Here is a 25,702-nt window from a genome sequence, read left to right as displayed (position 1 = left end):
CTTCATGCGGGGAATTTAGTTTATCGTGCGACATCAAAAGCTTCCCAGCTCGCTCATAGTTGCGTTGGCTGCCGTAGCACCGCTGCTCGCGGGCTGCTCGGGGACCGACCTGTTGTCCAAGGATGCCCAGTGGTTCAACACGCCGAGCCGCCTGTTCATCAAGAGCATCTCAATCGAATCGCCACCACTGACCCCCGACAAGCCCGTGACGGCCGAGGATCTGGTCAGCGCCGACGGCGCCTGTCCCGGCATGACGCCGCCCCCTGGGCCGGCTGACGCCAATGCTTCGACGACGGCGCCGGCGCCCATGGGCGGCACGGTCGCGCTCGGTCACACCGAATGCGATGTGGTGCGCGGCATCGGGGCGCCCTCGACCGTCAATCTCTCCAGTGATGCCGCCGGTCGGCGCGTTGCCGTGGTCACCTGGAGCACCGGTCCGCGCGCAGGCATCTACACCTTCACGTCCGGCCGTCTGTCCTCGATCGAGGGCACGCCGGAAGCGCCTGTCATGCCGAAGGCGACCAAGCCGAAGCCGAAGAAGAAGTCGGCGTAAGGCGAACTCTCGCGTCCCGGACGCGCTGCAGCGCCATCAGCGCGTTCACGCGCGTCTTCGACGCGCTATGGGCTGCTGCGCAGAGCCGGGACCAGGTCTCTCTCGATCAAGTCTCTCTCGATCCAGTCTCTCTCGATCATGAGCCCCGGCTCAGCAGCGCACCACTATCGTGCTGCGCTGTGTCCGGCGCACGAGAGCACCGATCGAATTCGCCATCTCATCAAAACGAATGCGTCGTCGCTTCGAGCTGTGGCTTCTGCGCGCGCATCAATGTGTTGGTGGGACTCGCGCGCGCCTTCGAAAGTCACGCTGCCGTTATAAGTGATCGGCAATTCGTGATGTGAGAGCGTTTGCATCCGCTGTCGAAACCAGCCCGGAGGAAAACTGGAGGAAATCTCCAGAATAATCACGCGTGTCTAAAGCAGTGCTTCAAGTAAGACATCCGCACCACTGCTACGCATCGAGGGGAGGGGCTAGATCGATCGAAGGAATATTTGGATGTCTACTACCTCTGTTTTCTCCCCGGTTACGGGCCAGCTCACCATTTTCGGCGACAGCGCCAATAACGGCGTCGTGATCAGCCGCGACAAGTCGGGCCGCATTCTCATCAATAACGGGCAGGTGAAGACGATCGGTGGCGATCCCACCGTGGCCAACACCAATGAGATCGACATCTTCGGTCAGGGCGGCGACGACACGATCACCGTTAACGAATCCAACGGCCCAATGCCCGCGGTGCACATTTTCGGCGGCGACGGCAATGACAGGATCACGGGCGGCTCAGGTGCCGATTTGCTGTTTGGGCAGGCCGGCGACGATACGATCAAGGGCGGCGGCGGCAACGATCTGCTGTTCGGCGGCGCGGGCAACGACACGCTGGACGGCGGCAGCGGCGACAACCAGTTGTTCGGCGAAGCGGGCAACGACCTCATGATCTGGAATCCGGGGGGCGGCACCAACCTGTTCGAGGGCGGTGACGGCAACGACACCGCGCAGGTCAACGGAAGCAATGACCCGGAGACGTTCACGATCACGGCGAACGGCACGCGCGTGCGATTCGATGGGACAGGCGCCGCGCCATTTTCGCTCGACATCGGCACGACGGAGAATCTCGTGCTGCACGCCGGCGGCGGCGACGACGTCATCACCGCAAGCAATGGACTCGCCAGCCTGATCTCGCTGACGCTCGATGGCGGCGCCGGCAACGACAGGATCACCGGCGGCGACGGCAATGACCTCCTGATCGGCGGCAGCGGCGACGACATCGTCAATGGCGGGCGCGGCAACGACGTCGCGCAACTAGGGACGGGCGACGACACCTTCATCTGGAATCCCGGCGACGGCAGCGACACGGTCGAAGGCGGATCGGGCAACGACAAGCTGCTGTTCAACGGCGCCAACATCAACGAGACCATCAACATCTCGGCCAATGGCGGCCGGGTGCGCTTCACCCGCGACGTCGCCAACATCACGATGGACCTCAACAGCATCGAGCAGATCGAATTCGATACACGCGGCGGCGCCGACAACATCACCGTCGGCGATCTCTCCGGGACCGGCGTCAAGCAGGTGCTGGTCGATCTCGGAGCCGTTCCCGGCGGCACGCAAGGCGACGGCGCGGCCGACACGGTGACCGTCAACGGCACTAACGGCGGCCAGCACATCGAGGTCACGTCCAACGGGACGACCGTGACGGTGACGGGCCTGCCCGAAGTCGTGACGATCGCGAATGCGGAAGCTGCCAACGACCGGCTGGTGATCCAGGCGCTCGGCGGCAACGACGTCATCGATGCATCGCTACTTGCTGCGGCGATTGGGCTGACCATCGACGGCGGCGCGGGCAACGATACCATCACCGGCAGTCAGGGCGCCGACACCCTGATCGGCGGCGACGGAAACGATAAGGTCACCGGTGGCAGCGGCAACGACGTCGCTCTTCTCGGCGCAGGCGACGACCTCTTCACGTGGAATCCCGGTGACGGTAGCGACACCGTCGAAGGTGGCGCGGGAACGGATACGCTGGTGTTCAACGGCTCCAATGTCGCGGAGAACATGTCGATCTCGGCGAATGGCGGCCGCGCGCTTCTCACCCGCGACGTCGGTGCCATCACCATGGATCTCAACGACGTAGAGCATGTGCAGATCGCTGCCGCCGGCGGCGCCGACAACATCACCGTCAACGATCTCTCCGGCACCGGCGTCACGCAGGTGGCGATCGACCTCAGTGCCGGCCCCGGCAGCCAGAGTGGTGACGGTGCGGCAGATCGTGTGACCGTGAACGGCACCGCAGGCGATGACAACATCTCGGTCACGACCGCTGGCGGATCGATCGTTGTCAACGGCCTTGCGGCGCAGGTGACCATCGCTCACGCCGATGCCGGTGACGTCCTGACCGTCAACGGCGGAGGCGGTAACGACGTCATCAATGCCTCGTCCATCAAGGCGGGGCAGCCGTTCAGCCTCAACATCAACGGCGGTGACGGCAACGACACCATCACCGGCAGTGCCGGCAATGACATTGTGAACGGCGGCCGCGGCAACGACGTCGCTCTTCTCGGCGCTGGCGATGATACCTTCGTCTGGAATCCCGGCGACGGCAGCGACATTGTCGAAGGCGGCAAGGGTACCGATACGCTGCTGTTCAACGGCGCCAACATCAACGAGAACATCAACATCTCGGCCAATGGCGGCCGGGTGCTGTTCACCCGCGATGTTGCTGCCATCGCGATGGACCTCAACGGCGTCGAGCATATCAACTTCAACGCCCTCGGTGGTGCCGACAACATCACGGTCGGCGACCTCTCCGGGACCGGCGTGAATCAGGTCAACCTCGACCTCGGCGCCAATGACGGCGCCGCGGATACGGTGACGATCAACGGAACCAGCGGCAGCGACGTCATCACGGTGACCGAGCACGACGGCATCATTACGGTGTCGGGGCTTGGCCAGGACATCAACATCACCGATGCCGGCACAGGTGACAGGATCGTGATCAACGGCCTCGATGGCGATGACGTCATCACGGCCTCCGGTCTGCACGGCGGCATCCAGCTCGTCGCCAATGGCGGCAATGGCGATGACGTCCTGATCGGCAGCCCCGGCAACGACACGCTCGCGGGCGGGGCGGGTGACGACGTGCTGATCGGTGGCGGCGGACAGGACGTCCTCGACGGTGGCCCCGGCAACAACGTCGTCATCAACGGGGGCGGGGCGATGGCGGCCGCGATGCTGCTCAACCAGGCCATGGCGGCAAACCTCGTTCCGGCAGGTGACGGTCACGGCGAGATGCCGTTGCCCGATCCACACGCGGCGCAGAGCCAGACCCTCGCACCGCCGCAGCACGCCTGACACTAGGCTCCGGCCCGGAGAACGCCCATGACCACGAACGCGGTCTCGACCGATACGGGGTTGGACGCGCTGCTCACCCTGCTGCATTTGCAGGGTGTTGCGGCCGACCGCGACCAGCTCAGGCACCGGACCGGAACGGCTATCTTTGGCGCAGCGGAGATCATCCGCTGCGCCAAATCTCTCGGCCTCAAGGCACGAACCTATCGAACGCAGTGGAGTCGTCTGTCGGGCAGCCCGCTGCCGGCGATCGCAGTGCTGCGCGACGGCAGCTTCATGGTCATCGCAAAGGCCTCCGCTGACAAGGTGCTGGTGCAATCGCCGCAGGCCCAGCGCCCGGTGCTGATGGAGCGCGACGAGCTGTGCGCGATCTGGGACGGCGGACTGATCCTGATGGCCCGGCGCGCCGGGCTCTCCGACCTCGGGCGCCATTTCGATATCACCTGGTTCATCGGCGCGATCGGCAAATACCGGCGGCTGTTCGGCGAGGTGCTGGCCGCCTCGTTCTTTCTGCAGTTCTTCGCGCTGGTCTCACCGCTGTTCTTCCAGGTCGTGATCGACAAGGTGCTGGTCCACCGCTCGCTGTCCACGCTCGACGTGCTCGTCATCGGTCTCGTCGTCGTCTCGCTGTTCGACACGGTGCTGGGTATCCTGCGTAATTATCTGTTTGCGCATACGACCAACCGCATCGACGTGGAGCTGGGGGCGCGGTTGTTCCATCACCTTCTGGCATTGCCGATGGCATGGTTTCAGGCGCGGCGTGTCGGCGATTCCGTGGCGCGGGTTCGCGAGCTCGAGAACATCCGCAACTTCATCACCAGCTCGTCGCTGACGCTGCTCATCGACCTGTTCTTCACCTCGGTATTCCTGGCGGTGATGTTCGCCTATTCGCCGTTGATGAGCTGCATCGTGCTGGCATCGTTCCCGTTCTACATCGCGATCTCGGCGGTGGCGACGCCGCTGTTTCGCCGCAGGCTGGACGAGAAATTCCGCCGCGGCGCCGAGAACCAGGCTTTTCTGGTCGAGAGCGTCAGCGGCATCGAGACGCTGAAGGCGATGGCGGTCGAGCCGCAGATGCAACGCCGCTGGGAAGAGCAGCTCGCCGGCTATGTCTCGGCGAGCTTCGGCGTCACCAGCCTCGGCAACACCGCAAGCCAACTCGTCCAGTTCGTCAGCAAGGTCGTGACCGCCGCCATTCTCTATGTCGGCGCGCGCCTCGTGATCGGCGATGCATTGACCGTCGGCGAGCTCGTAGCCTTCAACATTTTTGCGGGGCGCGTTTCGGCGCCCGTGCTGCGGCTGGCACAGGTCTGGCAGGATTTTCATCAGGCGCGGCTCTCGATCGCGCGGCTTGGCGACATCCTCAACAGCGCGGCAGAGCCGGCTTATTCGGCGGCGCGTGCGGGGCTGCCGCCGATCCGGGGCAATATCCGGTTCGAGCACGTGTCGTTCCGCTACCGGCTCGATGGGCCGGAAATCCTGCATGACGTCTCGTTCGATGTTCCGGCCGGGCAAACCGTCGGCATCGTCGGATCGTCGGGCTCGGGCAAGAGCACGTTCGCCAAGCTGGTGCAGCGGCTCTACGTTCCGCAAGGCGGCCGCGTGCTGATCGACGGAATGGATCTGGTGATGACCGATCCGGCCTGGCTCCGCCGCCAGATCGGCGTGGTGCTCCAGGACAACATGCTGTTCAACCGCTCGGTGCGCGACAACATCGCGCTGGCCGATCCGACCCTGCCAATGGACCGCGTCATGGACGCAGCAAAACTTGCTGGCGCGCATGAGTTTATTCTGGAGCTTCCCGAAGGCTACGACACTGTCGTCGGCGAGCGCGGCTCGACGCTCTCGGGCGGGCAGCGCCAGCGCATCGCGATCGCCCGCGCATTGGTGACCAATCCCCGCATCCTGATCTTCGATGAAGCGACCAGCGCGCTCGACTATGAAAGCGAGCGGATCATCCATGAGAACATGAAGGAGATCGCCAGGGGCCGCACCGTTCTGATCATCGCGCATCGGCTGTCCACCGTCCGCGGCGCCGATCGCATCTTCACGCTCGAGCGCGGCCGTCTGGTCGAGGACGGCACGCATGACGCGTTGATCAAGACCGGCGGCCGATACGCGGCCCTGCATCGTCTCCAGGGAGGGATCTATGAGGTTGGCTAGCGCGGCGCCGGCCCCGCGGCCGGAGCAGACCGTCGTTCCCTTCCGGAAAGCGAAGGGGCGGCGCACTGAAGAGATCGCCTTCCTGCCCGCGGCGCTGGAGATTGCCGAGGCACCACCGTCACCGATCGGCCGGGCCATCGCGATCGCCCTGATGCTCCTTGTCTGCGCGGCACTCGCGTGGTCGGCATGGGGCACGATCGACATCGTGGCGTCCGCAACCGGGAAGGTGGTGTCGAGCGGGCGAAGCAAGGTGGTCCAGCCGTTCGAGACCGGGGTGGTGCGCGCCATCCACGTACAGGACGGGCAGGCGGTCAAATCGGGCGACGTGCTGATCGAGCTCGATCCGACCGTGAATGCCGCGGAGCGCGATCACCTGCATGACGATCTCATGGCCGAACGGCTCAATATGGCGCGTCTCCGCGCCGCATTGGCAAGCGGCGAAGATGCCTCCACCGATCTCGTCCCGCCTGCGGATGCCGATCCCTCGCTGGTCGCGACACAGCGGCAGCTTCTTGCCAATCAGGTCAGCGAGCATCGCGCCAAATTGGCGTCGCTTGCGCGCCAGCAGGCGCAGAAGGAGGCCGAGCATCAGACCATTGCGGCGACGATCCACAAGCTGGATGCGTTGCTCCCCGTCACCCAGCAGCGCGTCGATATCCGCAAGATTCTGATGGAGAAGGAAATCGGCTCGAAGCTGACCTATTACGAGACCCTTCAGCTTCTGATCGAGCAGCAGGAGGAGCTTCGCGTCCAGAGCAGCCATCTGAAGGAAGCCGAGGCGGCCGTCGCCGCGATCCGGGAGACCCGCACCCAGGCCGTGGCTGAGTATCGCAAGAGCCTGTCCGACGAACTCGCCAAGAGCGAGCAGAAAGCCAATGGCGTCGCGCGCGATCTGATCAAGGCGCAGCAGCGGACCCGGCTGCAGCAGCTGACCTCGCCGGTCGACGGCGTCGTGCAGCAGCTTGCGGTCCACACCGTGGGCGGCGTGGTCACGCCCGCGCAATCGCTGCTGGTGATCGTGCCATCGGATACGCGGCTCGAGGTCGAGGCGATGATCTCCAACCGCGACATCGGCTTCGTCGAGGCCGGGCAGGATGCCGCCGTCAAGATCGACACCTTCAACTTCACCCGCTACGGCCTGCTGGAGGGACGGGTGCTGAGCGTCTCGCAGGACGCCATCATCCGCGACCGTCCGCCGGGAAGCGACCGCGCGCTCGGGACGCCGCGCGACAGCAGCGAGCCTAACGGGCAGGAGCTGAGCTACAGCGCACGCATCTCGCTCGATCGTACGCAAATGCAGGTGGACGATCGCCTCGTCAGCCTGTCACCGGGAATGGCCGTGACGGTGGAGATCAGGACCGGCTCGCGCACCATTTTGAGCTACCTGTTGTCTCCGCTTCAGCGCTACCGACAGGAGATCATGCGGGAGCGGTAGATCCCATTTTGCTCCAGAGGAGCTGTATCACGCCTGCCCACCATTCGTCTCGCCGGCGACGTCGCCATTCTCGGCGCGGATCATCGTGATTGCGACACTTTTGCAGAGGTCGCTTTCCTGATGGCCGTGCGGCCGGGGATGCGCTTTTATGGCGCGATAAAGAATCTTGGAGGGAACATGCGTTTCATCACGATCGTGTCGGCTCTGCTTCTGTCGCTCGGCGCGGCGGTCGCCCAGGACTATCCGTCCAGGCCCATCACCGTGCTGGTGCCGTACGCCGCGGGTGGACCGACGGACACCATCGCGCGTCTGACCGCAGCAAGCATGGCGAAATCCCTCGGGCAGCAGATCATCGTCGAGAACGCGACGGGCGCCGGCGGCACGATCGGCACGACGCGCGCCGCGCGCGCCCAGCCGGACGGCTACACGCTGCTGGTCCATCATGTCGGCATTTCGACCGCGGCCACGCTGTATCGCAACCTGAGCTACGACACGAAGACGGCCTTTGCGCCGATCGGGCTCGTGACCAATGCGCCGATGACCATCATCGCGCGTCCGGACTTCCCGGCCGACACGCTCAAGGAACTGGTCGTCTACGCCCAGCAGCAGGGCGACAAGCTGACTTACGCCAATGCCGGGTTAGGTGCGGCATCGCATCTGTGCGGCATGCTGTTCATGACGGCGATCCAGAAGCAGCTCACCACGGTGCCCTACAAGGGCAATGGGCCGATCATGAACGATCTGCTCGGCAAGCAGATCGATCTCACCTGCGACCAGGCGACGAACACGACCGGGCCGATCACGGCCAAGCAGGTCAAGGCCTACGCTGTCACCACAAAAGAGCGGCTGAAGAGCCTGCCCGATCTGCCGACCGCCGACGAGGCCGGCCTCAAGGGGTTCGAGCTCGGCGTCTGGCATGGCCTCTATGCCCCTAAGGGCACGCCGCCCGCGGTCGTTCAGAAGCTGACGGCGGTGCTCCAGGCCGCGCTCAGGGATCCCGCGTTGATCGCCCGGTTCAACGACATCAACACCGAGCCGGTCCCTCAGGACAAGGCGACGCCGGAGGCGCTCGGGGCGATGCTGACCAGCGAAGTCGACCGCTGGGCGCCGATCATCAAGGCAGCGGGGCAGTATGCCGATTGAGTAAAGGGCCAACTGCTCAGCGGCTTGCATGCAGGTAATTTATTACCCTTACTGTGCATGGGGTTGTTTTTCAGATTTTGAGTCTAGCCCGCCGCCTCGTCGAACTGCGTGCTCGCCTCCAGCCACAGTTCCTCCGCGCGCGCCAGCGCGTCGGCGGCGTTGGCGCGCGCCTTCGACAGTTGCGCGGCCTGCTTGGGATCCCGGGTGAAGATGTCGGGCAGGGCGAGCGCGGTGTCGATCTTGGTGATGATCTCGCTGACGCGGGCGATCTCGCTCTCGGCTTCCGCGATGCGCTTCTTCAGCGAGCCACGATTGTCCGATCTCGGGCGCTGCGGCTTCTCGCTCGCGGCGCTACGCTCGCGCGGGACGGGCTCGCCATTGCGCGCCGACAGCACCAGGCGGCGATACTCGTCGAGGTCGCCGTCGTAATTGGTCACGGTCCGGTCGGCGACGATCCAGAGTTGGTCGGCGCAGGACTCAATCAGATAGCGGTCGTGCGAAACCATGATGACGGCGCCGGGGAATTCGTTGATCGCCTCCGCAAGCGCAGCGCGGCTGTCGATGTCGAGATGGTTGGTCGGCTCGTCCAGAATGATCATGTTGGGGCCGAAGAAGGTCGCCAGCCCCAGCAGCAAGCGCGCCTTCTCGCCGCCAGACAATTTCCCGACCTTGGTATCGGCCGCCTTGCCGGAGAATCCGATGGCGCCGGCGCGTGCGCGCACCTTGGCCTCGGGCGCTTCACCCATAAGCTTGCGGACGTGGTCGTAGGTCGAGGCATCCTCGTTCAATTCGTCGAGCTGGTGCTGGGCGAAATAGGCAATCGAGAGCTTGTCGGCACGCGTCACCTTGCCCGAGAACGGTGCGAGGCGGCCCGCGAGCAGTTTCACCAGCGTCGACTTGCCGTTGCCGTTGGAACCAAGGAGCGCGATGCGGTCGTCATTGTCGACGCGCAAGGTGACGCGGTTAAGCACGGGCGTGTTCGGATCGTAGCCGACCACGACGTTGTCGGCGGCGATGATCGGCGGCGACAGGATTTTCTCCGGCGCGGGAAAGCTGATTTCGCGCACGTCCTGGGTGACCAGCGCCGTGATCGGCTTCAGCCGCTCCAGCATTTTTACGCGAGATTGCGCCTGGCGCGCTTTCGAGGCCTTGGCCTTGAAGCGGTCGACGAAGGCCTGCAGCCGCGCGCGCTCGGCCTCCTGGCGCTTCACCGCCTTGGCATCGAGCAGCTCGCGCATGGCCCGTTGCTCCTCGAAGGAGGAATAGGTGCCTTTGTAGAGCGTGAGCTTGCCGCGCTCCAGATGCAGGATCTGGTCGACCGAGCTTTCCAGCAGGTCGCGGTCATGGCTGATCACGATCACCGTGCGCGGATAATGCGCAAGGTGATCCTCGAGCCACAGCGTGCCTTCGAGGTCGAGATAGTTGGTGGGCTCGTCGAGCAGCAGGAGGTCAGGGGCGGCGAACAGCGTGGCGGCGAGCGCGACGCGCATGCGCCAGCCGCCGGAGAATTCGGCGCAGGGGCGGAGCTGGTCGGTGGCGGAGAAGCCGAGGCCGGAGAGGATCGCGGCCGCGCGGCTCGGCGCCGAATGGGCGTCGATGTCGACGAGGCGGGTCTGGATCTCGGCGATCCGGTGCGGGTCGGTCGCGCTCTCCGCTTCGTGAAGCAGCGCGTCGCGTTCGAGGTCGGCCTTGAGCACGACGGAGATCAGGCTTTCGGGGCCGTTCGGGGCCTCCTGCGCGAGGCTGCCGACGCGCCAGCGTGGCGGCAGGGTGACCGTGCCGTGCTCGGCCGCCAGCTCGCCGCGGATCACCTTGAACAGGGTCGACTTGCCGGTGCCGTTGCGCCCGACCATGCCGACGCGCGCGCCGGGCGTGATCTGCACGGAACTCTGGTCAATCAGAAGGCGTCCGGCAAGGCGGATGGAGAGGTCGGTGATAGCAAGCATGCGGCCTTGTCACCGCAAGGCGCGTCGAACGCAACCCGTTTTTGCGTGAGCCTCACGTCAGTGCGAATCGCGGTCGCGCTGCTTCAACTCGTCGAGGAGCTGTTCGAGATGCGTCGGGAGCCGTGGTTCGGGGCGCAGGCTCTGCTGAAGCCGTTCGCCCACCGCATCGCAGATCGAGCGGCTGGTGCGCCGGTCGATCTGTTCGCTGTCATTGGCAAAAAGGCCAGCCATTGTGGGGTTCCGTCTTCTCAAGGTGATGACACGTTACCAAGTCCTTGGCCCCCCAAATGGTTTCGCCGCTCGCGGACATTGCCCGGCACTCTAGTAAAAATTGCATGAAGCCGGGCAATATCCGCCGAAATACAAAGCCCCGGCGCAGGGGAACGCCGGGGCTTCGCTTGGAAGGTACCTGGGGGCCTAGGTACCTCAGGAAGGTGCTGTCGGGCTCAGTAGCAGCGGTTGATCAGCCGCCAGCGGGGTCCCCAGGGGGTCGGGACCAGCCGGCGCGCGTAGCAGCCGCCATAACCGTAGGAGACGGGGCCGCCGGCATAGAAGCGCGGTCCACCCCAGCCGTGATGCCAGCCACCGCCGCCGCCGTGCCAGCCCCAGCCGCCATGCCAGTGAGCGGAGGCGGAGGTCGGCGCCAGCGCGGCACCCAGCGCAACCGCGGCGACAGCGGCAAGCGAAAGTTTCCTCAACATGGTGATCTCCTAAAGACTGCCGGCGCGGGGCTATCGCGTCGATGGAAAGGCCGCCGAAACGGTCTGCCTGATGATCGGGCCTTCGGTTTCGATAGGCCCGACCTTACGCCGGCGAAGCTGAACCGAACCCTGACGGGGGTTTCAGATTGGGTTCATCTGGATGAAATCGTTGTAATCCATGCTGGAATCCGGGGCGGGCCCTGCGGCGAAGCGCCTGTGAGGCCGTTTTTGCGGTCGCTTGCCGTCCGGCGATGGCGCCGATATAAGCCCGGCAACTCCGAACCACCGCTTTCTTCTCAAGGACAAGATTATGGCCATCGAACGCACTTTCTCGATCATCAAGCCCGATGCGACCGCGCGTAACCTGACCGGTGCGGTCAATGCCGTGATCGAGAAGGCGGGCCTGCGCATCGTCGCGCAGAAGCGCATCCGCATGACCAAGGAACAGGCCGAGACCTTCTATGCCGTGCACAAGGCGCGCCCGTTCTTCGGCGAGCTCGTCGAGTTCATGACCTCGGGCCCCGTGGTGGTCCAGGTGCTGGAAGCCGAGGGCGCCATTGCCAAGTACCGCGACGCGATGGGTGCGACCGATCCGTCCAAGGCCGCCGACGGCACCATCCGCAAGCTCTACGCAAAGTCGATCGGCGAGAATTCCGCTCACGGCTCGGATGCGCCGGAGACCGCTGCGATCGAAATCGCGCAGTTCTTCTCGGGCAACGAGATCGTCGGCTGATCAGCCGATAGGTTAATATCGACGGGGCGAAAGGACGTATTGTGAACTGGCTCTGGCAGATCTTCGATCCCGCAACGATCGGGGCATTCTTCACCCAGTTTCGCAACGAGATGGCCGAACCGACCTTCTGGGTTGCGGTCGCCAAGATCATCTGGATCAACATCCTGCTCTCCGGCGACAACGCGCTGGTGATCGCGCTCGCCTGCCGCGGCCTCAAGCCGCGGCACCGGCTGTGGGGCATGATCTTCGGCGCCGGCGCAGCCGTGCTGCTGCGGATCATCTTCACCGGCATCGTCGCGAGCCTGATGGAGCTACCGTATCTCAAGCTCGTCGGCGGTCTCGCGCTGATCGTGATCGCGGCGAAGCTCCTGGTGCCGGAGAACGAGGACGAGGACGGCGTCGAGTCCGCCTCGCATCTGTGGCAAGCGGTGCAGATCGTCGTCGTCGCCGACATCGTCATGAGTCTCGACAACGTCATTGCGGTGGCCGCCGCCGCCAATGGCAGCGTGCCGCTGCTGATCCTCGGTCTCGCCATCAGCGTGCCGCTGATCGTCGCCGGTGCGGCGCTGATCATGGCGCTGCTCGCAAAGCTGCCGGTCCTGGTCTGGGCGGGTGCAGCGCTGCTCGGCTGGATCTCGGGCGAGGTGATCGCGACCGATCCCGGCATCGCGCCGAAGCTGCACACGCTGTTCGACGGCCCGCTCGGTGCCTCGCTGGACAGCATGCTCGGCGCACTTCGCATCCCGCCCCAATTCGCCCATGGCGGCGGAGGCGGCGAATATCTCTGCGCAGCTCTCGGCGTCGTCGTCGTGCTGGTCGTCGGCAGCATCTGGCGCCGGCGCAGCCTGAGCGCGGCCGCGCTGGAATCCTCCGAGCGCCACGCCAAGGCTTCGGCAGAGTAATCTCTGCGGCATGATCTGGTTTTGCTTGCCTCTTCCCGGCGGGGAGAGGTGTTGCGCGCGATCATTCCGGCAGTCGCCGTCCCCACTGAACCGGTCATCATAGCTCCGCACGCCGGCGAGCATTGCCGCCTCATGGCGGACTCGCGCGTCAAGCGGTCACGCACAGTGCGGTCCGGCACTTCGTGGGTGACCCACAGCGCTCTCAACCTCTGCGCGATTTAGACTTTGACTTATTATAAACTACTGAAAATAAAGGCGTTTTTATTGACTTGGCGGCTCGTGCCGCGGCACGTCGCTCCGGTATTTATTCCTGTCAAACCGGAAGCTGTTGAGAAATGTCTTCGAGTGCCACCTGCCGCCCTGTTGCTATTCTTGCCGCTACCGTCAAATCCCATCCGAAGTTCTCCAGACCGACGGCTTTCGCGGCCTCTCTGGTCTCCATCGCCTTGTTCGGCGACGGCTTCCTTCACCGCACCAGCGCGCAAAGCGCTGCGCCGGAGACGGCGACAGCCTTGCCGGCGGTGACCGTCACTGCCGACGTGCCGAAGCAGCGTGCACGCCCGCGTTTGAACCCAAGTCGAAGGGCGGGCCGTCAAAGCGCGCCCGCGAATGAGCGGGCCAGGATGCAGGCGGAAGCGAAGCCCGCTGCCGCAAGGCCCGGCGCACTCCCGCCCTCCTACTCAGGCGGGCAGGTCGCCCGCGGAGGCCAGATCGGCTTGCTGGGCAACAGGGATTTCATGGACACGCCGTTCAACATCACCAGTTACACGGCGAAGAAAATCGAAGATCAACAGGCCAGCACGATAGCCGACGTCGTCAGCAACGACCCTTCGGTCCGTTTCACCGGTCAGACCGGCGGCATTCTCGACTCCTTCTTCATCCGCGGCTTTCCGATCGGCGAGGGGAATGTCGGAGAAATTGCCTTCAACGGTGTCTACGGTGTTGCGCCGAACTACCGTGTCTTCACCGACTACGTCGAACGGATCGAGATCATCAAGGGCCCGACCGCGCTGCTTTACGGGATGGCCCCGAACAGCAGCGTCGGGGGGCACCATCAATATCGTCCCGAAGCGTGCCTCTGATGTCGATCTCACACGGGTTACGACCGACTACGCGACGAACAGCCAGTTCGGCACGCATCTCGACGTCAGCCGACGGTTCGGCGAGAACCGCGAATTCGGAATTCGCGTCAATGGCAGCTATCACAATGGTGATACGCCGCTGGACAACCAGAACCGGGAGGCGCATGTCGGCGCCGCCGCATTCGATTATCGCGGTGAGAAATTCAGAGCATCGCTCGACTTCATCGATCAGGAAGAAAAGTTCGACGCGCCCACGAGACCGTTTCTGGTCGCAACAGGCGTAGCTGTCCCGACCGCGCCGGTCGGGAGGCGCAATGTCACGCAGGCCTGGGAATGGGCTAAGGTTCATGACAACTCGCTGCTGGCGCGCGCCGAATACGATGTGACGGATTCCGTGACGGTGTTCGCCGACGGCGGTGGCGGCAGGACCCAGGTCGATCGCTTGTTCGGCACGCCGACGATCCTGAACGCGGCCGGCAACACCACGTCGACACCGGGACGCTTCAAATTCGATATCGACAGGAATGTCGCTGACGCCGGTGTGCGCGCCCGGTTTGAAACCGGCGCGATCAGTCACGCCGTGAGTTTCCAGGGCAGCTACTACACGGATCAGATCTCACGGGGCTCTGTGTCCGGGACGCCGGTTCTGTCCAACATCTATGCGCCGATCGCCCGTCCTGAGCAGCTCGTTGCTGCTCCCGCGACTGTTCCGAAGCTTTCGGATACCGAATTGACCGGCCTTGCGCTGGCTGACACTTTGTCGGTTTTTCAGGAGCGCCTTCAGCTGACCGTCGGCGTGCGCCAGCAGGGGGTGAAGTCCAACAACTTCAATACCAACACGGGAGCGGTCACGTCCTCCTATGACCAGACGGCGCTCACGCCGATGGTCGGCCTCGTCGTCAAGCCCTGGAGCAACGTTTCGCTCTACACCAACTACATCGAAGGGCTCAGCAAGGGCGACGTCGCACCGACGACCGCGAGCAATCAGGGGGAAGTTCTTGCGCCTTACTTCAGCAAGCAGCACGAGGCAGGCGTCAAGGTCGACTTCGGAATGCTGGCCACCACGATCAGCGTGTTCCAGATCACCAAGCCGTCGGGACAATTGGGCGTCGACAAGATCTTCCGGGCGGACGCCGAACAGCGCAATCGCGGCCTGGAGTTCACCGTATTCGGAGAGGTGCAGCCGGGCATACGGGTCCTTGGCGGCGTGACGTTGATCGATGCGGAGCTGACAAAGACAAGCACGCCAACCAATCTCGGCAAGACGCCGATCGGTGTGCCTCAGGTGCAGGCAAACCTGTCCGCTGAATGGGACACCCCGTTCGCGCCCGGACTGACGCTGGTCGCAAACACCATCTATACGGGACACCAATATCTGGATGCGGCGAACATGCAGGTCGTTCCGGCCTGGACGAGGCTCGACCTGGGTGCCCGCTACAACACGCGGATCAACAACCGGCCGGTGACGCTTCGGGCCCTGGTTCAGAACGTGTTCGATACCAATTACTGGGCTGGCGTGGCGAGCTTCTCCGCATTGTCGCAAGGTGTACCGCGAACCCTGCTATTGTCGATGTCGACGGATTTCTGAGGCGGGTCGGCTTTGACGCGTGCAACGGCGATGTTGCCGGCCCCGAACCTCACCGGACGCGCACGGCGTAGGCTTCTGTGGGCTCATCGATGGCTCGGATTGCTCGGCGGCATCGTCGTGGTGCTGATCGGCCTCACGGGTAGCTTCATCGTCTTCTATCGGGAAATCGACGCCGCCCTGAACCCGGCGCTTTACACTCCCGCAGGTCGGGAACGAGAGGCTACGTTGAGCGAGGTGATGCGCGCGGCCGCGGCAGCGGATCCCGCGCCGATTGCCACGATCCTCGCGCCGGATCGGACCTGGCCGGTCTGGGTCGTGATACATGCGCATGAAACTGCGAAAGGCCGCTACCCGAATCGTTGGACGACCATGGTCGATCCTTCGAACGGGAAGGTGCTCGGGCGGCGTGACTACGTCAACGCGTTCTCCCTCAAGGTTTATCGTCTGCACTACACGCTGCTGCTCTACGAGTGGTGGGGCAAAGAGCTGGTCGGCGTTGTCGGGTTCATGCTGCTCGGCCTGGCCATGTCAGGCGTCATCTTGTAGTGGCCGAGGCCGGGTCGATTCTGGCGATCAGTGTCGGTCCGGAAGGACGTTTCGCTGCTTCGATTTGTTTTCGACGTCCACGGCACGGCCGGCTTTTGGGCGCTGCTCGCGCTCACGGTGATCTCGATGACCGGCGTCGGGATTATTTTTCCCGACGTCGTGCGTCCCATCGTTGGCCTTGTGTCGCAACCGACAGCCGATCCGTCGCCGCGGATCGAAGCGCCGCCCCCCACGGGGACACCGCCGCTATCACCCGATGCGATCATGCGGAGCGCGCAAGCGGCCAAGCCGGGCATGGCGGTTGCCATGCTGAGCCCGCCCACCGAAACGCGCAACACGTGGCGGGTGCAGTTCCGGGCCGCGGGTGCTGATCCCGCGGTACGTGCCCGGGGGGCGATCTGGCTCGATCCATGGAGTGGCGCAGTGGTGCACGATCGCACTTCGGCCGCGATGTCGATGGGGGATCGCTATCTGGCCGAACAGCTCTGGATCCATAACGGCGCGACGTTCGGGCTGATCGGGCGCCTGTTCGTGTTCGCAACCGGCTTCGCACCTCTCGCCCTGTTCATCAGCGGCGCGATCATGTGGCTCAAGAAGCGTCCAGGGAGGATTAGGACCGGCTGGCGAGTCTAGCGCCGCACGATCGAGCCGGAGCGGCCGATCAGGCGGGCGAGGGCGCGGAAGCGGCTGCCGACGCGGTCGGCGACGAGGTCGACGAGCCGGTGCTCGAACACCAGCATCAGATTGCGGCCCTGGCTGCGGAAATGCGTGGCCGGCAGCACACCCGGACGTGCCGCCGAGATCAGATGGGCGACGCGGAACGCCGCGCCCAGCAGACGGGCGCGTTCGAGCTGGGCAGGTGTCAGCAGCTCCTGCATGGTCACCGGCGGCTGGTTCTCCTCGCTCAGGCCCGCATAGCGGTAGAACACGGACAGGCCGACGAAGGCGCGCTCGGTGTGGGTGATTGCGCCGAAATTGCCGTTGACGACCAAGCTCAGCGTCTGCTCGCCGCGATGGTCGGGATGCACGCGCCAGCCGATGTCGGAGAGCAGGCACGCGGTGTGGCGCAAGCGGCGGTCCTCTTCGGTCTCGCGCAGCTTCACCACGCGCGCGAGGCGGTCGGTCCAGGCGATCAGCTCGCGGGCGTGCTTTGCCGAACGCGACAGCAGCTGATTGAGCTCTTCCGCGGCGCAGATCAGCCCGTCCTTGTTGCGCTCGGATTCCGACAGCTTCTCGTGCAAGAGGCCCTCGCGCACGCCGAAGGTCGAGAACACGATGGACTTGGGTTTCGCCACGCGGATGATGTGCTCGAGCACCAGCGCCGCATAGGTAAGGAGCGGGCGCCTGGCATCCGCGACGATCTCGATGTCGGCCAGCATGTCGGCGGCCGCAAGCCGGCGGAGACGACGCGAAAAGTCGAGCGCTTCAGCTGCGGAAATGGAGTAGCCGTGCATCACCTGGAGCGGATAGCCGCTCTGGATGATGTGGATGCGCGCGAGCGCGCGCCAGGTGCCGCCGACGGCGTAGAAGGTGCGGCCGCGGCCGGCGGTGAGCTGCGGCACCTCGTCGAGCTCCTCGCGCACGATACGGTCGGCGCGCTTGAGCGATTTGTGCGCGAGGTCCTGGAGCGCGAGGCCGCCGAGCGGCAGCGTCACGCCGCTGCGCACGCTGTTCTTGCGCACGTCGATCAGCTCGAGCGAGCCGCCGCCGAGATCGCCGACGATGCCGTCGGGATGATGGATGCCGGAGATCACGCCGAGCGCCGACAGCCGCGCCTCGCGCGGGCCCGACAGGATCTCGATCTTCACGGCGCAGATGCGCTCGGCTTTCGCGATGAAGTCGGGGCCGTTGGAGGCATCGCGGCAGGCTGCGGTCGCAATCGCAAACACGCGACCGACCTGCATGACGCGGCACAGCGCCCGGAACCGCTTCAGCGAGGTCAGCGCCTTGTCGACGGCATCGGGAGCAAGCAGGCCCGTGCTCTGCACCTCGCGCCCGAGGCCGCACAGCGTCTTCTCGTTGAAGATCGGAATGAGGCTCCGCGTCAGTCCCTCGTAGACGACGAGACGGACAGAGTTGGAACCGATATCGATGACCGCGACGCTCGAGCCGCGCTTACGCGGCCGCTTCACGTCCTCGATCCCGGATCAAGATTGATGACGTTCATTACGGCGCGTGAGACGGCGCGGCGAGGATTCCTTGAGCGACTTTCCACGGCCAGATAGACTCGGATTTGTCATGAAGTAGTTGTGGACGTTGAAAGGCTCCTCGCCCTTCGCGGTCTTCATACGCGTCGAGGACCCGTCCGGCAACAATTGCCAGCTCTGCTCATTGTCCTTCAGATTCGCGACCATGATCTGTTCGAGAACCTGCTGATGCACCGTGGGATTTTGCAGCGGACACAGCACCTCGACGCGGCGGTCGAGGTTGCGTGGCATCATGTCGGCCGAGGAGATATACACAGCCGCTTTCGCGCTCGGCAGGCCCTGGCCCATGCCGAAACAGTAGATTCGGCCGTGTTCCAGGAAGCGCCCGATGATCGACTTGACGCGGATGTTCTCCGACAGGCCTGGAATGCCGGGCCTGAGGCAGCAGATGCCGCGCACGACGAGCTCGACCTGGACGCCGGCTTGTGAGGCCTCGTAGAGCGCGTCGATGATGTCGGGGTCGACCAGCGCATTCATCTTCATCCAGACCGCGCCGGGGCGGCCATGCCGCGCATGCGCGGTCTCGCCTTGGATGTGCTCGATGATGCGCTTGCGCAACGTCAGCGGCGACACCGCCATCTTTTCCAGATCGCTCGGCGCGGCATAACCGGTGATGAAATTGAACACGCGCGCGGCGTCGCGGCCGATGGTCGGATCCGAGGTGAAGTAGGAGAGGTCGGTGTAGATACGTGCGGTGACGGGGTGATAATTGCCGGTGCCGGTGTGGACGTAGGTGGTGAGGCCGCCGCCCTCGCGGCGCACCACCATCGAGAGCTTCGCGTGCGTCTTCAGTTCGAGGAAGCCGTAGACGACCTGCACGCCGGCGCGTTCGAGGTCGCGGGCCCAGCGGATGTTGGCCTCCTCGTCGAAGCGCGCCTTCAATTCGATCAGCGCGGTGACGGACTTGCCGGCTTCGGCGGCTTCCGCCAGCGTGCGCACAATCGGGGAGTTGTTGGAGGTGCGGTAGAGCGTCTGCTTGATCGCGACGACATCGGGATCGCGGGCGGCCTGCTGCAGGAACTGCACCACCACGTCGAAGGATTCGTAGGGATGATGGACGACGAGGTCCTTCTGCCGGATCGCGGCAAAGATGTCGCCGCCATGCTCGCGCACGCGCTCGGGATGGCGCGGTACGTAAGGGGTGAATTCGAGATCGGGCCGGTCGAGGCGGGTGAGCTGCGAGAGCTCGTTCATGGCGAGCACGCCGTCGACCAGGAAGACCTCGTCGTCGGCGGCCGACAGCGCATGCTGCACGAAGCTGCGCAGCTCCTCCGGCATCTTGCCGTCGATCTCGAGCCGGATCACCGACCCGCGGCGGCGGCGCTTCAGAGCGGTCTCGAACAGGCGGACGAGGTCTTCGGCCTCTTCCTCGATTTCGAGCTCGGAGTCGCGGATGATGCGGAAGGCGCCCTGGCCGTGGAGATTGTAGCCGGGGAACAGGCGGTTGATGAACAGCCCGGTCGCCTGCTCGAGCGAGATCAGCCGCACGACCTTGCCCTCGGCCGGCAACCGGATGAAGCGGTCGATCTTGCCGGGCATACGAATCAGCGCGTTCATCTGCTTGCCGTCGGCGGCGCGCGTCAGCTGGAGCGCGATGGTGAAGCCGAGGCTCGGAATGAACGGGAAGGGGTGAGCCGGGTCGATCGCGAGCGGGGTCAGCAGCGGAAACACGTTGTTGAGGAAGTAGTCCTCGATCCAGGTCCGTTCCGCCTTGGTGACGTCCTTGCCGTCGACCAGCACGATGCCGACGTCGGCCAGCGTGCCGCGCAGGTCGCGCCAGATCGCCTGCTGGTCGGAGGCAAGCTGCGAGACGGTGCGGTTGATCAGCGCGAGCTGCTCGGACGGCGTCAGGCCGTCGGGGCTGCGCTCGGCGATGCCCTCGCGGATCTGGGCCTTGATGCCGGCGACGCGGACCATGAAGAACTCGTCGAGGTTATTCGCTGAAATCGACAGGAATCGCACCCGCTCCAGCATGGGGTGGCTGGGATTGACCGCTTCCTCGAGGACGCGGCGGTTGAAGTGCAGCCAGGAGAGCTCGCGATTGATGAAGCGCTCGGGACTTGAGGCAATCGCCGGCAGGCCCTCGGTCTCCGGGGCTTTTTCTTTAATTTCAACAGCTTGCGCAGAGTCCATCAGAAGTCGATCCATCCAGTTCGCCCCAATTTGCGACTTATGCGCAAAACCGGCGGGAGCATGTGTTAGTCCGATGACGTTTCGATGACAACGCCTGTAGCGTAACTTCTAACCCCTTCATCTGACATTATTTTGTCGGGGGATCGGACTTCAGGGAAGAGACTTAGGTTGCCGATCGCGGAAACGCGCACATAGAGGCTGAGATCATAAGGTGCCCGTTTGGGCGTCGGATGCACAAGAACGCAATCGATCAGATTTCCAAGCGCCATGCGGCAAGCCGTGTCTTCCGGATTGCGGCGCAATAGGGAAATCAGGGTTTCCATGTCCTTGCCGAACGCCGACATAGCGGCCGGGTGGGGCGTCACGTTGCTCGCATTGCCGAGCAGCTTCAGCCGCTCTTTGACGGTCGCGCGCTCGGCTTCCTTCGCCTTGATTTTTTCTCTGATCTCTTCGACCGGCAGATCGCCTTCGGCAGCCAGATCGACTAGGCGGGAGATTTGAACGTTGAGCCGGTCAAGCTGCCGTTGGGCGCTCTCTCGCTCGGCGTTACCTTCCTTTGCCGCCTTGGCTAGTTCCGCTGCTCTCGCCTGCATCCGCCGTTTTAGGAATTCCGGGTCTCTAAGTTCATGGTCAATCTTATTGATCACTTCTTCGGTGATCGCCTCCAGCTTATAGGCTTTGTTGTGATCGCAGGTTTGGCGATAGCGGGCATTCGAGCAGCCGACCTGACCGCCGCGCGCCTTGGTGACATAGGTCATCTTGCCGCCGCAGGTGGCGCACTTGATTAAGCCAGAAAGCAAATATTGCCGACGCACCAAGATCGGCTTGCGCACGTAGCCTGCGCTATTGCTCTCGGCGGCGCGTTGGGCGCGCATCGCATGAGCGGCGCTCCAAAGCTCGTCCGAGACGATCCGCAGATGAGGGACTTCGGCGGTCAGCAATTCACTTGGATCGGCGCGCCGGGGCAGTCGCTTGCCAGTGTCGGGGTTCTTCATCGTGGTGAAGCGGTTGCGGATGACCTTGCCGCGATAAATCTCGCCATGGATCAGGCCGCGCCCGGTCGAGTTGCCGCCGACGATATTCTGATGGTTCCAAGCCAAGCGGCCAGACGGCGAAGGAATGCCGTCGCGCATCAGACCGGCCGCGATCTGGCGCGGCGTCTTCCCGTTCGCGTACTCAGTGAAGATGCGCCGCACAATCTCGGCTTGAGCTTCGTTGATGACGCGCTCGCCCGGCTTGCCCGGCACCTTGTCATAACCATAGCAGACGCCGAGCACCTTCCCTTCGCGGGTGATGCCGTCATGGCCGCGCTTCACGCGGACCCGCAGTTTCTTGACGAAGTCTTCATTGCCGTGACCGTCGATCAGCAACTGAAAGTCACTTACCTCGCCGTTCGTCGGCGTGAAAAGGCCGACGCCATGAAACTTGAAGCGCTTATCGAGCCAAAAGAGGTCCGCCTTGTCGCGCGACAGACGGTCTGTCATTTCGACCAGCACCGCATCAAACTCTTTGCGTTCAGCGGCGCCCATAAGGTCGCGGGTCAGGCCGGGGCGGTTGAAGAGCGAGGTCGCTGACACCGCGCGATCAGAGAAATAATGGCGCGGGTCAATGCTGAAGCCAAAGCGCTTCGCGGCCTTCTCCAGTTCGGCAAACTGATCTTCAATAGAGCGGTCTTTCTGAAGGTCGCTAGAGTAACGGGCATAAAGAGCTACCCGCTTAACCGCCGCCGTCGTCTTCATCCTCGGTCCCCTTCGGTAATCGCCTGATCATGTCTCGCGCCTCCAGTCTCCCGATCGCCTCAGCAAGCGCGAGCCATGCGTCTCGATGGCTCGGATGTTTCAGGTGTCTCGGGTCCGATGGATCAAGAGGCCGAATTACCCCTTGCTGGCGGCGATGCATTGACGTCACCTAACTTAAGACATTTTGTCCGAAATGTCAGCTCATCTGACGACAGATGTCAGTTTGGCTGCCGGCATTGAATTTACAGGGTTTTTTCCGTTAACCTTCGGAATGACGGAAGTCAGCGCCGCCCGGTCAGAGCAGGCCCGGCCATGGGGGATCATGGCGGGGGTTTCGTTCAGCCGGGCGGCGCCTTCACGCAGCTCAGAACGTGAGCTTCGGAAGTTCAGTCGCGCGCTCAGTGACCGGCGCCGGCTTCTGCTCGGTCTGCTCGACCGCATGCCGTACCGCTGCCTGCTTGGCGGCGATGATGGTCTCCTCGATCACGCCGAGCCGCGACGTCAGCTCGATCGCATAAGCCTGCAGCCGATCGCGCTCGCTCGTCACCTTGGCGAGCTTCGCGCGCGTGAAGTCGCCTTCACGCAACAGATCAGTGTTGGTCAGCATCAGCGTGCGGATTTGATCCTGGGCCGTCGCCAATTCGTCGGCCATGATGTGATAGTCTTCGAATGCTTTTTGCAGCGGGTTCGCGGTCATCAGATGAAGCCCTTATCTTTCGCCAGCCATTCCGGCATGGTGAAGGTGCCGTCGTCGTTGAATTTGACCAGTGATTTAGGAACCCACTCCTCGCGAGTGCCGTCACTGATCTTGTATGCGTTCGCAGTCTCGAAGCGCAGCACCGCTGCGATGTCGGTCAGTTCGTTTCTCTTCATTGCTCCTCTCACTTGATGCGCGCCGACAGCCGGCGCTCGATGGTGGCAGCGATCTTGTTGAACACTGCTGTGATCATCCCGGCCTTCGGTCGATCGTCGATCAAGTTGCCGGTCGCCTCGGCGTCGAGAATGATGCCGAGACATGCGCGCGCATGGCCGAGATGGTGCGCCTCGCTGTCGGGCGCACACTGCTCGCGCGCGTCATAGTACGCATCGATATGGCGCCGGCAGGCGTCGATGTAGATCGATGTGATGATCGCGTTCTCGCGCCAGTTAAACGGGCCGTACTTCTCGGCGCCGTCCATCATGGCGTGCGCCTCGTGCGCGATGGCGACAGCCGGCACCTTCGAGAGCGAGACCTTCCGGATGCCGAAGCGGTCCTTGGGGTTGGCGGGCAGGGTAGTCATCAATGCAAATCCTTTCTGCCGGGCGTCGGCGCATCGATGCCCTCGACGCACATGCGCAGACGGTTGAGGTAGCTTTCGAGCAAATCCTTCCGGCGCGCGGGCGTCAGATGGTGGAATGTTTTGATGGTTACCTCCATCAAAGCGGCCTGCACGACCTCAATTATGATGACGCCTTCGGGGTACTCGACGACGTGACCGTCGATCGCCTCCGAGATCAGTAGGATCAATTCGTCATAGTGGTCATCGTTGGTCACAGGATGCCCCGCTCGCGCAGGTGCTGATCAAGCTCCTTGTATTCAAACTCGCTCATGCTCCTGCCGCAGATGCGATCGTCGTCATCGTCGAGACGCTTCGCATTCTGGAACATCAGCATGACGAACACGCCGCTGAGACAACCGCCCCATGCCGACAGGATCGCGATCAAAACAACCCAGCCCCAAGTCATCTATTCGTCCCCCTCAATGGGCGCTTCGCACACGATGCGCGTGTCCTCCGGCCCGGTATGATAAAAGCCATGGTCATCGCGATAGAGCGCGACCTTGAGATCGCAGAACACGCAGCCGCAGGACGGCGTGACCCTGATGCGTGCGATGGCGGTCGTGTCGCCGCGTGCGACATCGAGCGCTTCGTCGAGACCAGCCTTGATCTTGTCGAATGCGCGGCTCATTGCATGCTCCGCTTGAGCTGGGCTGCGACCCGACCGTCGAGTGTCGTCTTGAAGTTGTTCAGATGATCCGTCTTGTAGCTCGACGGCAGCATCTCGAAGGTGCAAGTCAGCACGTGGCCGATCGCGCCCTGCAGCAGATGCACGGGAATGTTGAAATGCAGGTACTCGCGCATGGTGTCGCCCATGGCGCCGAGCATCGCGCTCGACATCTTGGAGACGAATTCGAGATGCTGTTCGTCGGGCAGCGTCTGCAGGTCGGGGTTAATCACTTCATCACCTTCGCGATCTCGGCCAAATGCTTCTCGATCTTGCTGGCGCGATCGGCGAGCGCGCCAAGCTCGACGTACTTCACGCCGACCTCGCCATAGAGCTGGCGAACCTTCGTGATAAGCTCGCGCGCTTCAGCGATCATCTTGCGCGTGACCTCGCTCGTGATCTCCTCGCCGAAGAATTCATCGCGGATGGTAGCGACCCAGCCGCGCGGAACGCCGAGATCGGTCGCGACGCGCTGATCCGACCAGCCATCGCCATAGCCAACCTTGTCGCTGACGTAGACCTCTTTCAGCTTCTCATAGATGATGTTCTTATCGTCGCGCGTCATGGTGCGAGGCACGGCGGGCGTCGGCTTCGGCGGCGTAACGGTCGTGTTGTTCATCAATGCTTCCTTCACAAGTTGCATATTGCCGGGGCGCGGCTTCATCTCGGCGACGGTCAGTTTCGCGACGCTCTGGCAGCGCGGGCAGCGGTGATCCTGATGGCGCTTGCCAACCTGCCAGCCCTTCGCTTCGAGCTTGCGCGCGATGAAGCGCCATTCGATCTCGTCGTCGTTGCCCTTGTTATTGCCCTGCGTGTTGACGGGCAGGGGAGCTGCGGCCTGACACTTGCCGCAGCGAGCGATGATGCCGCGCACGCGCTTGTCACCATGGGGCAGCAGTGTGTGCTCGAAGCAGGTTGAGAGATCAGAGCGAGCCATGTCAGCGCTTCCCGTTGAGGATTTCCGACACGCGACCGCTATTGCGCAGACCGACCATTTCAGCGATCTCATGGTGAGTGTAGTCTTGGCGCGCGAGCTGGAGCACACGCGAACGCAACTTGCGATCGATCGTCTGACGAACAGCCGGCGCACGCTTAACCGGCGCCGATCGCGTCATCATGTTCAAAGCAGTCGAGATGGTGGATCGGGTGGAGTGAGAAAGTGCGGCTGTGTTGAGAACATGTGAAAGGAGTTCGCGAGCCTTCGGAATGTTGCTGCTCATCGACGCACCATCGCGTTCTGCTTCGCGTGCCAAAGATCGATGATCGCCTTGAAGCGCACGACATCGCCGATGCCGACCATGCGGCCATCGGCATAGGTGAGAGTGCCGTGATCGTCGTACCAGCGAACGCCAGCGATCTCGGGCTGCACGCCGGTCATATCGACATGATGCGCGGTGCCGTTGATGACGACGACGCCGCTGTCTCGATGAAAAGAAAACTGCATGGTGAGAGCTACCGAATGAAAAAGGTTGCGACGAGGGCGATGCAGATGCCAACGGCGAG

25 protein-coding genes and 1 pseudogene are annotated in these 25,702 nt (G+C 63.6%); 10 read left to right on the top strand and 16 right to left on the bottom strand.

All coding sequences use genetic code 11. The features are described from left to right. Window positions 1–64: 64 nt before the first annotated feature. The 5 genes from ACVJ5M_RS28500 (at window position 65) to ACVJ5M_RS28480 (ending at window position 8,639) form a co-directional block, all read left to right on the top strand. Window positions 65–553, top strand: coding sequence for a hypothetical protein (locus ACVJ5M_RS28500; protein WP_028147753.1), 489 nt, complete (start codon window positions 65–67; stop codon window positions 551–553). A gap of 498 nt (window positions 554–1,051) precedes the next feature. Then, window positions 1,052–3,901 carry a beta strand repeat-containing protein gene (locus tag ACVJ5M_RS28495; RefSeq protein ID WP_456679547.1) on the top strand — a complete coding sequence of 950 codons (2,850 nt, stop codon included), beginning with the start codon at window positions 1,052–1,054 and terminating at the stop codon, window positions 3,899–3,901. 27 nt (window positions 3,902–3,928) lie between these two features. After that, the gene (locus ACVJ5M_RS28490; RefSeq protein ID WP_231144892.1) at window positions 3,929–6,061 is read left to right on the top strand and encodes a type I secretion system permease/ATPase; all 2,133 of its coding nucleotides are present in this window, start codon (window positions 3,929–3,931) and stop codon (window positions 6,059–6,061) included. Continuing rightward, on the top strand, window positions 6,048–7,496 hold the full coding sequence (locus ACVJ5M_RS28485; protein ID WP_063983675.1) for an HlyD family type I secretion periplasmic adaptor subunit: 1,449 nt from the start codon (window positions 6,048–6,050) through the stop codon (window positions 7,494–7,496). The genes ACVJ5M_RS28490 and ACVJ5M_RS28485 overlap by 14 nt, the downstream gene beginning before the upstream one ends. Before the next feature lie 177 nt (window positions 7,497–7,673). Further along, window positions 7,674–8,639, top strand: a complete 966-nt coding sequence (locus ACVJ5M_RS28480; RefSeq protein WP_063986418.1) for a tripartite tricarboxylate transporter substrate-binding protein — start codon at window positions 7,674–7,676, stop codon at window positions 8,637–8,639. A gap of 83 nt (window positions 8,640–8,722) precedes the next feature. On the opposite strand, the gene ACVJ5M_RS28475 is transcribed toward ACVJ5M_RS28480, so the two are convergent. From ACVJ5M_RS28475 to ACVJ5M_RS28465, 3 genes are all read right to left on the bottom strand, one after another. Continuing rightward, the gene (locus ACVJ5M_RS28475) at window positions 8,723–10,585 is read right to left on the bottom strand and encodes an ABC-F family ATP-binding cassette domain-containing protein (RefSeq protein WP_063983674.1); all 1,863 of its coding nucleotides are present in this window, start codon (window positions 10,583–10,585) and stop codon (window positions 8,723–8,725) included. Between the two features lie 57 nt (window positions 10,586–10,642). Next, entirely contained in the window at window positions 10,643–10,816 is a 174-nt protein-coding gene (locus tag ACVJ5M_RS28470; protein ID WP_166096073.1) for a hypothetical protein, read from the bottom strand. A 215-nt stretch (window positions 10,817–11,031) separates the two neighbouring features. Further along, a complete protein-coding gene (locus ACVJ5M_RS28465) occupies window positions 11,032–11,286 on the bottom strand; it encodes a hypothetical protein (protein ID WP_038931848.1) in 255 nt (84 codons plus the stop codon). A 310-nt stretch (window positions 11,287–11,596) separates the two neighbouring features. Between ACVJ5M_RS28465 and ndk the strand changes: the two genes are divergently transcribed. The 5 genes and pseudogenes from ndk (at window position 11,597) to ACVJ5M_RS28440 (ending at window position 16,770) form a co-directional block, all read left to right on the top strand. Further along, the gene (ndk, locus tag ACVJ5M_RS28460; protein ID WP_027535388.1) at window positions 11,597–12,019 is read left to right on the top strand and encodes a nucleoside-diphosphate kinase; all 423 of its coding nucleotides are present in this window, start codon (window positions 11,597–11,599) and stop codon (window positions 12,017–12,019) included. Window positions 12,020–12,060: 41 nt separating this feature from the next. Beyond that, window positions 12,061–12,921, top strand: a complete 861-nt coding sequence (locus ACVJ5M_RS28455; protein WP_063983672.1) for a TerC family protein — start codon at window positions 12,061–12,063, stop codon at window positions 12,919–12,921. A 446-nt stretch (window positions 12,922–13,367) separates the two neighbouring features. Beyond that, window positions 13,368–14,003 (top strand): TonB-dependent receptor plug domain-containing protein, encoded by a 636-nt coding sequence (locus ACVJ5M_RS28450; protein ID WP_456679546.1) that lies wholly within the window; start codon window positions 13,368–13,370, stop codon window positions 14,001–14,003. After that, window positions 13,975–15,591, top strand: a complete 1,617-nt coding sequence (locus tag ACVJ5M_RS28445; RefSeq protein ID WP_456679637.1) for a TonB-dependent receptor — start codon at window positions 13,975–13,977, stop codon at window positions 15,589–15,591. The genes ACVJ5M_RS28450 and ACVJ5M_RS28445 overlap by 29 nt, the downstream gene beginning before the upstream one ends. Window positions 15,592–15,621: 30 nt before the next feature. Beyond that, window positions 15,622–16,770: pseudogene (locus ACVJ5M_RS28440) on the top strand (PepSY-associated TM helix domain-containing protein). Here the strand turns inward: ACVJ5M_RS28440 and ppx are convergent. The 13 genes from ppx to ACVJ5M_RS28375 form a co-directional block, all read right to left on the bottom strand. Then, window positions 16,767–18,269, bottom strand: coding sequence for an exopolyphosphatase (gene ppx / locus ACVJ5M_RS28435; protein WP_041957841.1), 1,503 nt, complete (start codon window positions 18,267–18,269; stop codon window positions 16,767–16,769). The pseudogene ACVJ5M_RS28440 and the gene ppx sit on opposite strands and share 4 nt — an antisense overlap. A gap of 15 nt (window positions 18,270–18,284) precedes the next feature. Continuing rightward, on the bottom strand, window positions 18,285–20,477 hold the full coding sequence (locus tag ACVJ5M_RS28430; protein WP_063983670.1) for an RNA degradosome polyphosphate kinase: 2,193 nt from the start codon (window positions 20,475–20,477) through the stop codon (window positions 18,285–18,287). Window positions 20,478–20,542: 65 nt separating this feature from the next. Then, entirely contained in the window at window positions 20,543–22,216 is a 1,674-nt protein-coding gene (locus tag ACVJ5M_RS28425) for a recombinase family protein (protein ID WP_456679545.1), read from the bottom strand. A 364-nt stretch (window positions 22,217–22,580) separates the two neighbouring features. Further along, the gene (locus tag ACVJ5M_RS28420; RefSeq protein ID WP_456679544.1) at window positions 22,581–22,913 is read right to left on the bottom strand and encodes a hypothetical protein; all 333 of its coding nucleotides are present in this window, start codon (window positions 22,911–22,913) and stop codon (window positions 22,581–22,583) included. After that, window positions 22,913–23,089 carry a hypothetical protein gene (locus tag ACVJ5M_RS28415; protein ID WP_456679543.1) on the bottom strand — a complete coding sequence of 59 codons (177 nt, stop codon included), beginning with the start codon at window positions 23,087–23,089 and terminating at the stop codon, window positions 22,913–22,915. Before ACVJ5M_RS28415 ends, ACVJ5M_RS28420 begins: the two co-directional genes overlap by 1 nt. An 8-nt stretch (window positions 23,090–23,097) precedes the next feature. After that, a complete protein-coding gene (locus ACVJ5M_RS28410) occupies window positions 23,098–23,496 on the bottom strand; it encodes a dATP/dGTP diphosphohydrolase domain-containing protein (RefSeq protein ID WP_456679542.1) in 399 nt (132 codons plus the stop codon). After that, window positions 23,496–23,750, bottom strand: a complete 255-nt coding sequence (locus tag ACVJ5M_RS28405) for a hypothetical protein (protein ID WP_456679541.1) — start codon at window positions 23,748–23,750, stop codon at window positions 23,496–23,498. The genes ACVJ5M_RS28410 and ACVJ5M_RS28405 overlap by 1 nt, the downstream gene beginning before the upstream one ends. After that, the gene (locus ACVJ5M_RS28400) at window positions 23,747–23,941 is read right to left on the bottom strand and encodes a hypothetical protein (RefSeq protein ID WP_456679540.1); all 195 of its coding nucleotides are present in this window, start codon (window positions 23,939–23,941) and stop codon (window positions 23,747–23,749) included. The genes ACVJ5M_RS28405 and ACVJ5M_RS28400 overlap by 4 nt, the downstream gene beginning before the upstream one ends. After that, entirely contained in the window at window positions 23,942–24,163 is a 222-nt protein-coding gene (locus tag ACVJ5M_RS28395; protein ID WP_456679539.1) for a hypothetical protein, read from the bottom strand. It lies immediately after the preceding gene. Further along, window positions 24,160–24,432 carry a hypothetical protein gene (locus ACVJ5M_RS28390; protein WP_456679538.1) on the bottom strand — a complete coding sequence of 91 codons (273 nt, stop codon included), beginning with the start codon at window positions 24,430–24,432 and terminating at the stop codon, window positions 24,160–24,162. The genes ACVJ5M_RS28395 and ACVJ5M_RS28390 overlap by 4 nt, the downstream gene beginning before the upstream one ends. Then, window positions 24,429–25,136 (bottom strand): hypothetical protein, encoded by a 708-nt coding sequence (locus ACVJ5M_RS28385; protein ID WP_456679537.1) that lies wholly within the window; start codon window positions 25,134–25,136, stop codon window positions 24,429–24,431. Before ACVJ5M_RS28385 ends, ACVJ5M_RS28390 begins: the two co-directional genes overlap by 4 nt. A gap of 1 nt (window position 25,137) precedes the next feature. After that, window positions 25,138–25,419: a hypothetical protein gene (locus tag ACVJ5M_RS28380; RefSeq protein ID WP_456679536.1), complete on the bottom strand. Its 282-nt coding sequence runs from the start codon at window positions 25,417–25,419 to the stop codon at window positions 25,138–25,140. Beyond that, window positions 25,416–25,643 (bottom strand): hypothetical protein, encoded by a 228-nt coding sequence (locus ACVJ5M_RS28375; RefSeq protein WP_456679535.1) that lies wholly within the window; start codon window positions 25,641–25,643, stop codon window positions 25,416–25,418. Before ACVJ5M_RS28375 ends, ACVJ5M_RS28380 begins: the two co-directional genes overlap by 4 nt. Between the last annotated feature and the right edge of the window lie 59 nt (window positions 25,644–25,702).

The sequence above is a fragment of the Bradyrhizobium sp. S3.7.6 genome, from assembly GCF_054061875.1.
This window is presented reverse-complemented; position numbering and strand designations above follow the sequence as displayed.

Bases quoted from the DNA above. Each gene is read 5' to 3' on its own strand.
- ACVJ5M_RS28395 (WP_456679539.1), bottom strand. From the start codon at position 24,163: ATGAGCCGCGCATTCGACAAGATCAAGGCTGGTCTCGACGAAGCGCTC.
- ACVJ5M_RS28430 (WP_063983670.1), bottom strand. From the start codon at position 20,477: ATGGACTCTGCGCAAGCTGTTGAAATTAAAGAAAAAGCCCCGGAGACC.
- ACVJ5M_RS28480 (WP_063986418.1), top strand. From the start codon at position 7,674: ATGCGTTTCATCACGATCGTGTCGGCTCTGCTTCTGTCGCTCGGCGCG.
- ACVJ5M_RS28385 (WP_456679537.1), bottom strand. From the start codon at position 25,136: ATGGCTCGCTCTGATCTCTCAACCTGCTTCGAGCACACACTGCTGCCC.
- ACVJ5M_RS28490 (WP_231144892.1), top strand. From the start codon at position 3,929: ATGACCACGAACGCGGTCTCGACCGATACGGGGTTGGACGCGCTGCTC.
- ACVJ5M_RS28485 (WP_063983675.1), top strand. From the start codon at position 6,048: ATGAGGTTGGCTAGCGCGGCGCCGGCCCCGCGGCCGGAGCAGACCGTC.
- ACVJ5M_RS28400 (WP_456679540.1), bottom strand. From the start codon at position 23,941: ATGACTTGGGGCTGGGTTGTTTTGATCGCGATCCTGTCGGCATGGGGC.
- ndk (WP_027535388.1), top strand. From the start codon at position 11,597: ATGGCCATCGAACGCACTTTCTCGATCATCAAGCCCGATGCGACCGCG.
- ACVJ5M_RS28470 (WP_166096073.1), bottom strand. From the start codon at position 10,816: ATGGCTGGCCTTTTTGCCAATGACAGCGAACAGATCGACCGGCGCACC.
- ACVJ5M_RS28380 (WP_456679536.1), bottom strand. From the start codon at position 25,419: ATGAGCAGCAACATTCCGAAGGCTCGCGAACTCCTTTCACATGTTCTC.
- ACVJ5M_RS28465 (WP_038931848.1), bottom strand. From the start codon at position 11,286: ATGTTGAGGAAACTTTCGCTTGCCGCTGTCGCCGCGGTTGCGCTGGGT.
- ACVJ5M_RS28415 (WP_456679543.1), bottom strand. From the start codon at position 23,089: ATGAAGAGAAACGAACTGACCGACATCGCAGCGGTGCTGCGCTTCGAG.
- ACVJ5M_RS28420 (WP_456679544.1), bottom strand. From the start codon at position 22,913: ATGACCGCGAACCCGCTGCAAAAAGCATTCGAAGACTATCACATCATG.
- ACVJ5M_RS28375 (WP_456679535.1), bottom strand. From the start codon at position 25,643: ATGCAGTTTTCTTTTCATCGAGACAGCGGCGTCGTCGTCATCAACGGC.
- ACVJ5M_RS28425 (WP_456679545.1), bottom strand. From the start codon at position 22,216: ATGAAGACGACGGCGGCGGTTAAGCGGGTAGCTCTTTATGCCCGTTAC.
- ACVJ5M_RS28495 (WP_456679547.1), top strand. From the start codon at position 1,052: ATGTCTACTACCTCTGTTTTCTCCCCGGTTACGGGCCAGCTCACCATT.
- ACVJ5M_RS28410 (WP_456679542.1), bottom strand. From the start codon at position 23,496: ATGACTACCCTGCCCGCCAACCCCAAGGACCGCTTCGGCATCCGGAAG.
- ACVJ5M_RS28475 (WP_063983674.1), bottom strand. From the start codon at position 10,585: ATGCTTGCTATCACCGACCTCTCCATCCGCCTTGCCGGACGCCTTCTG.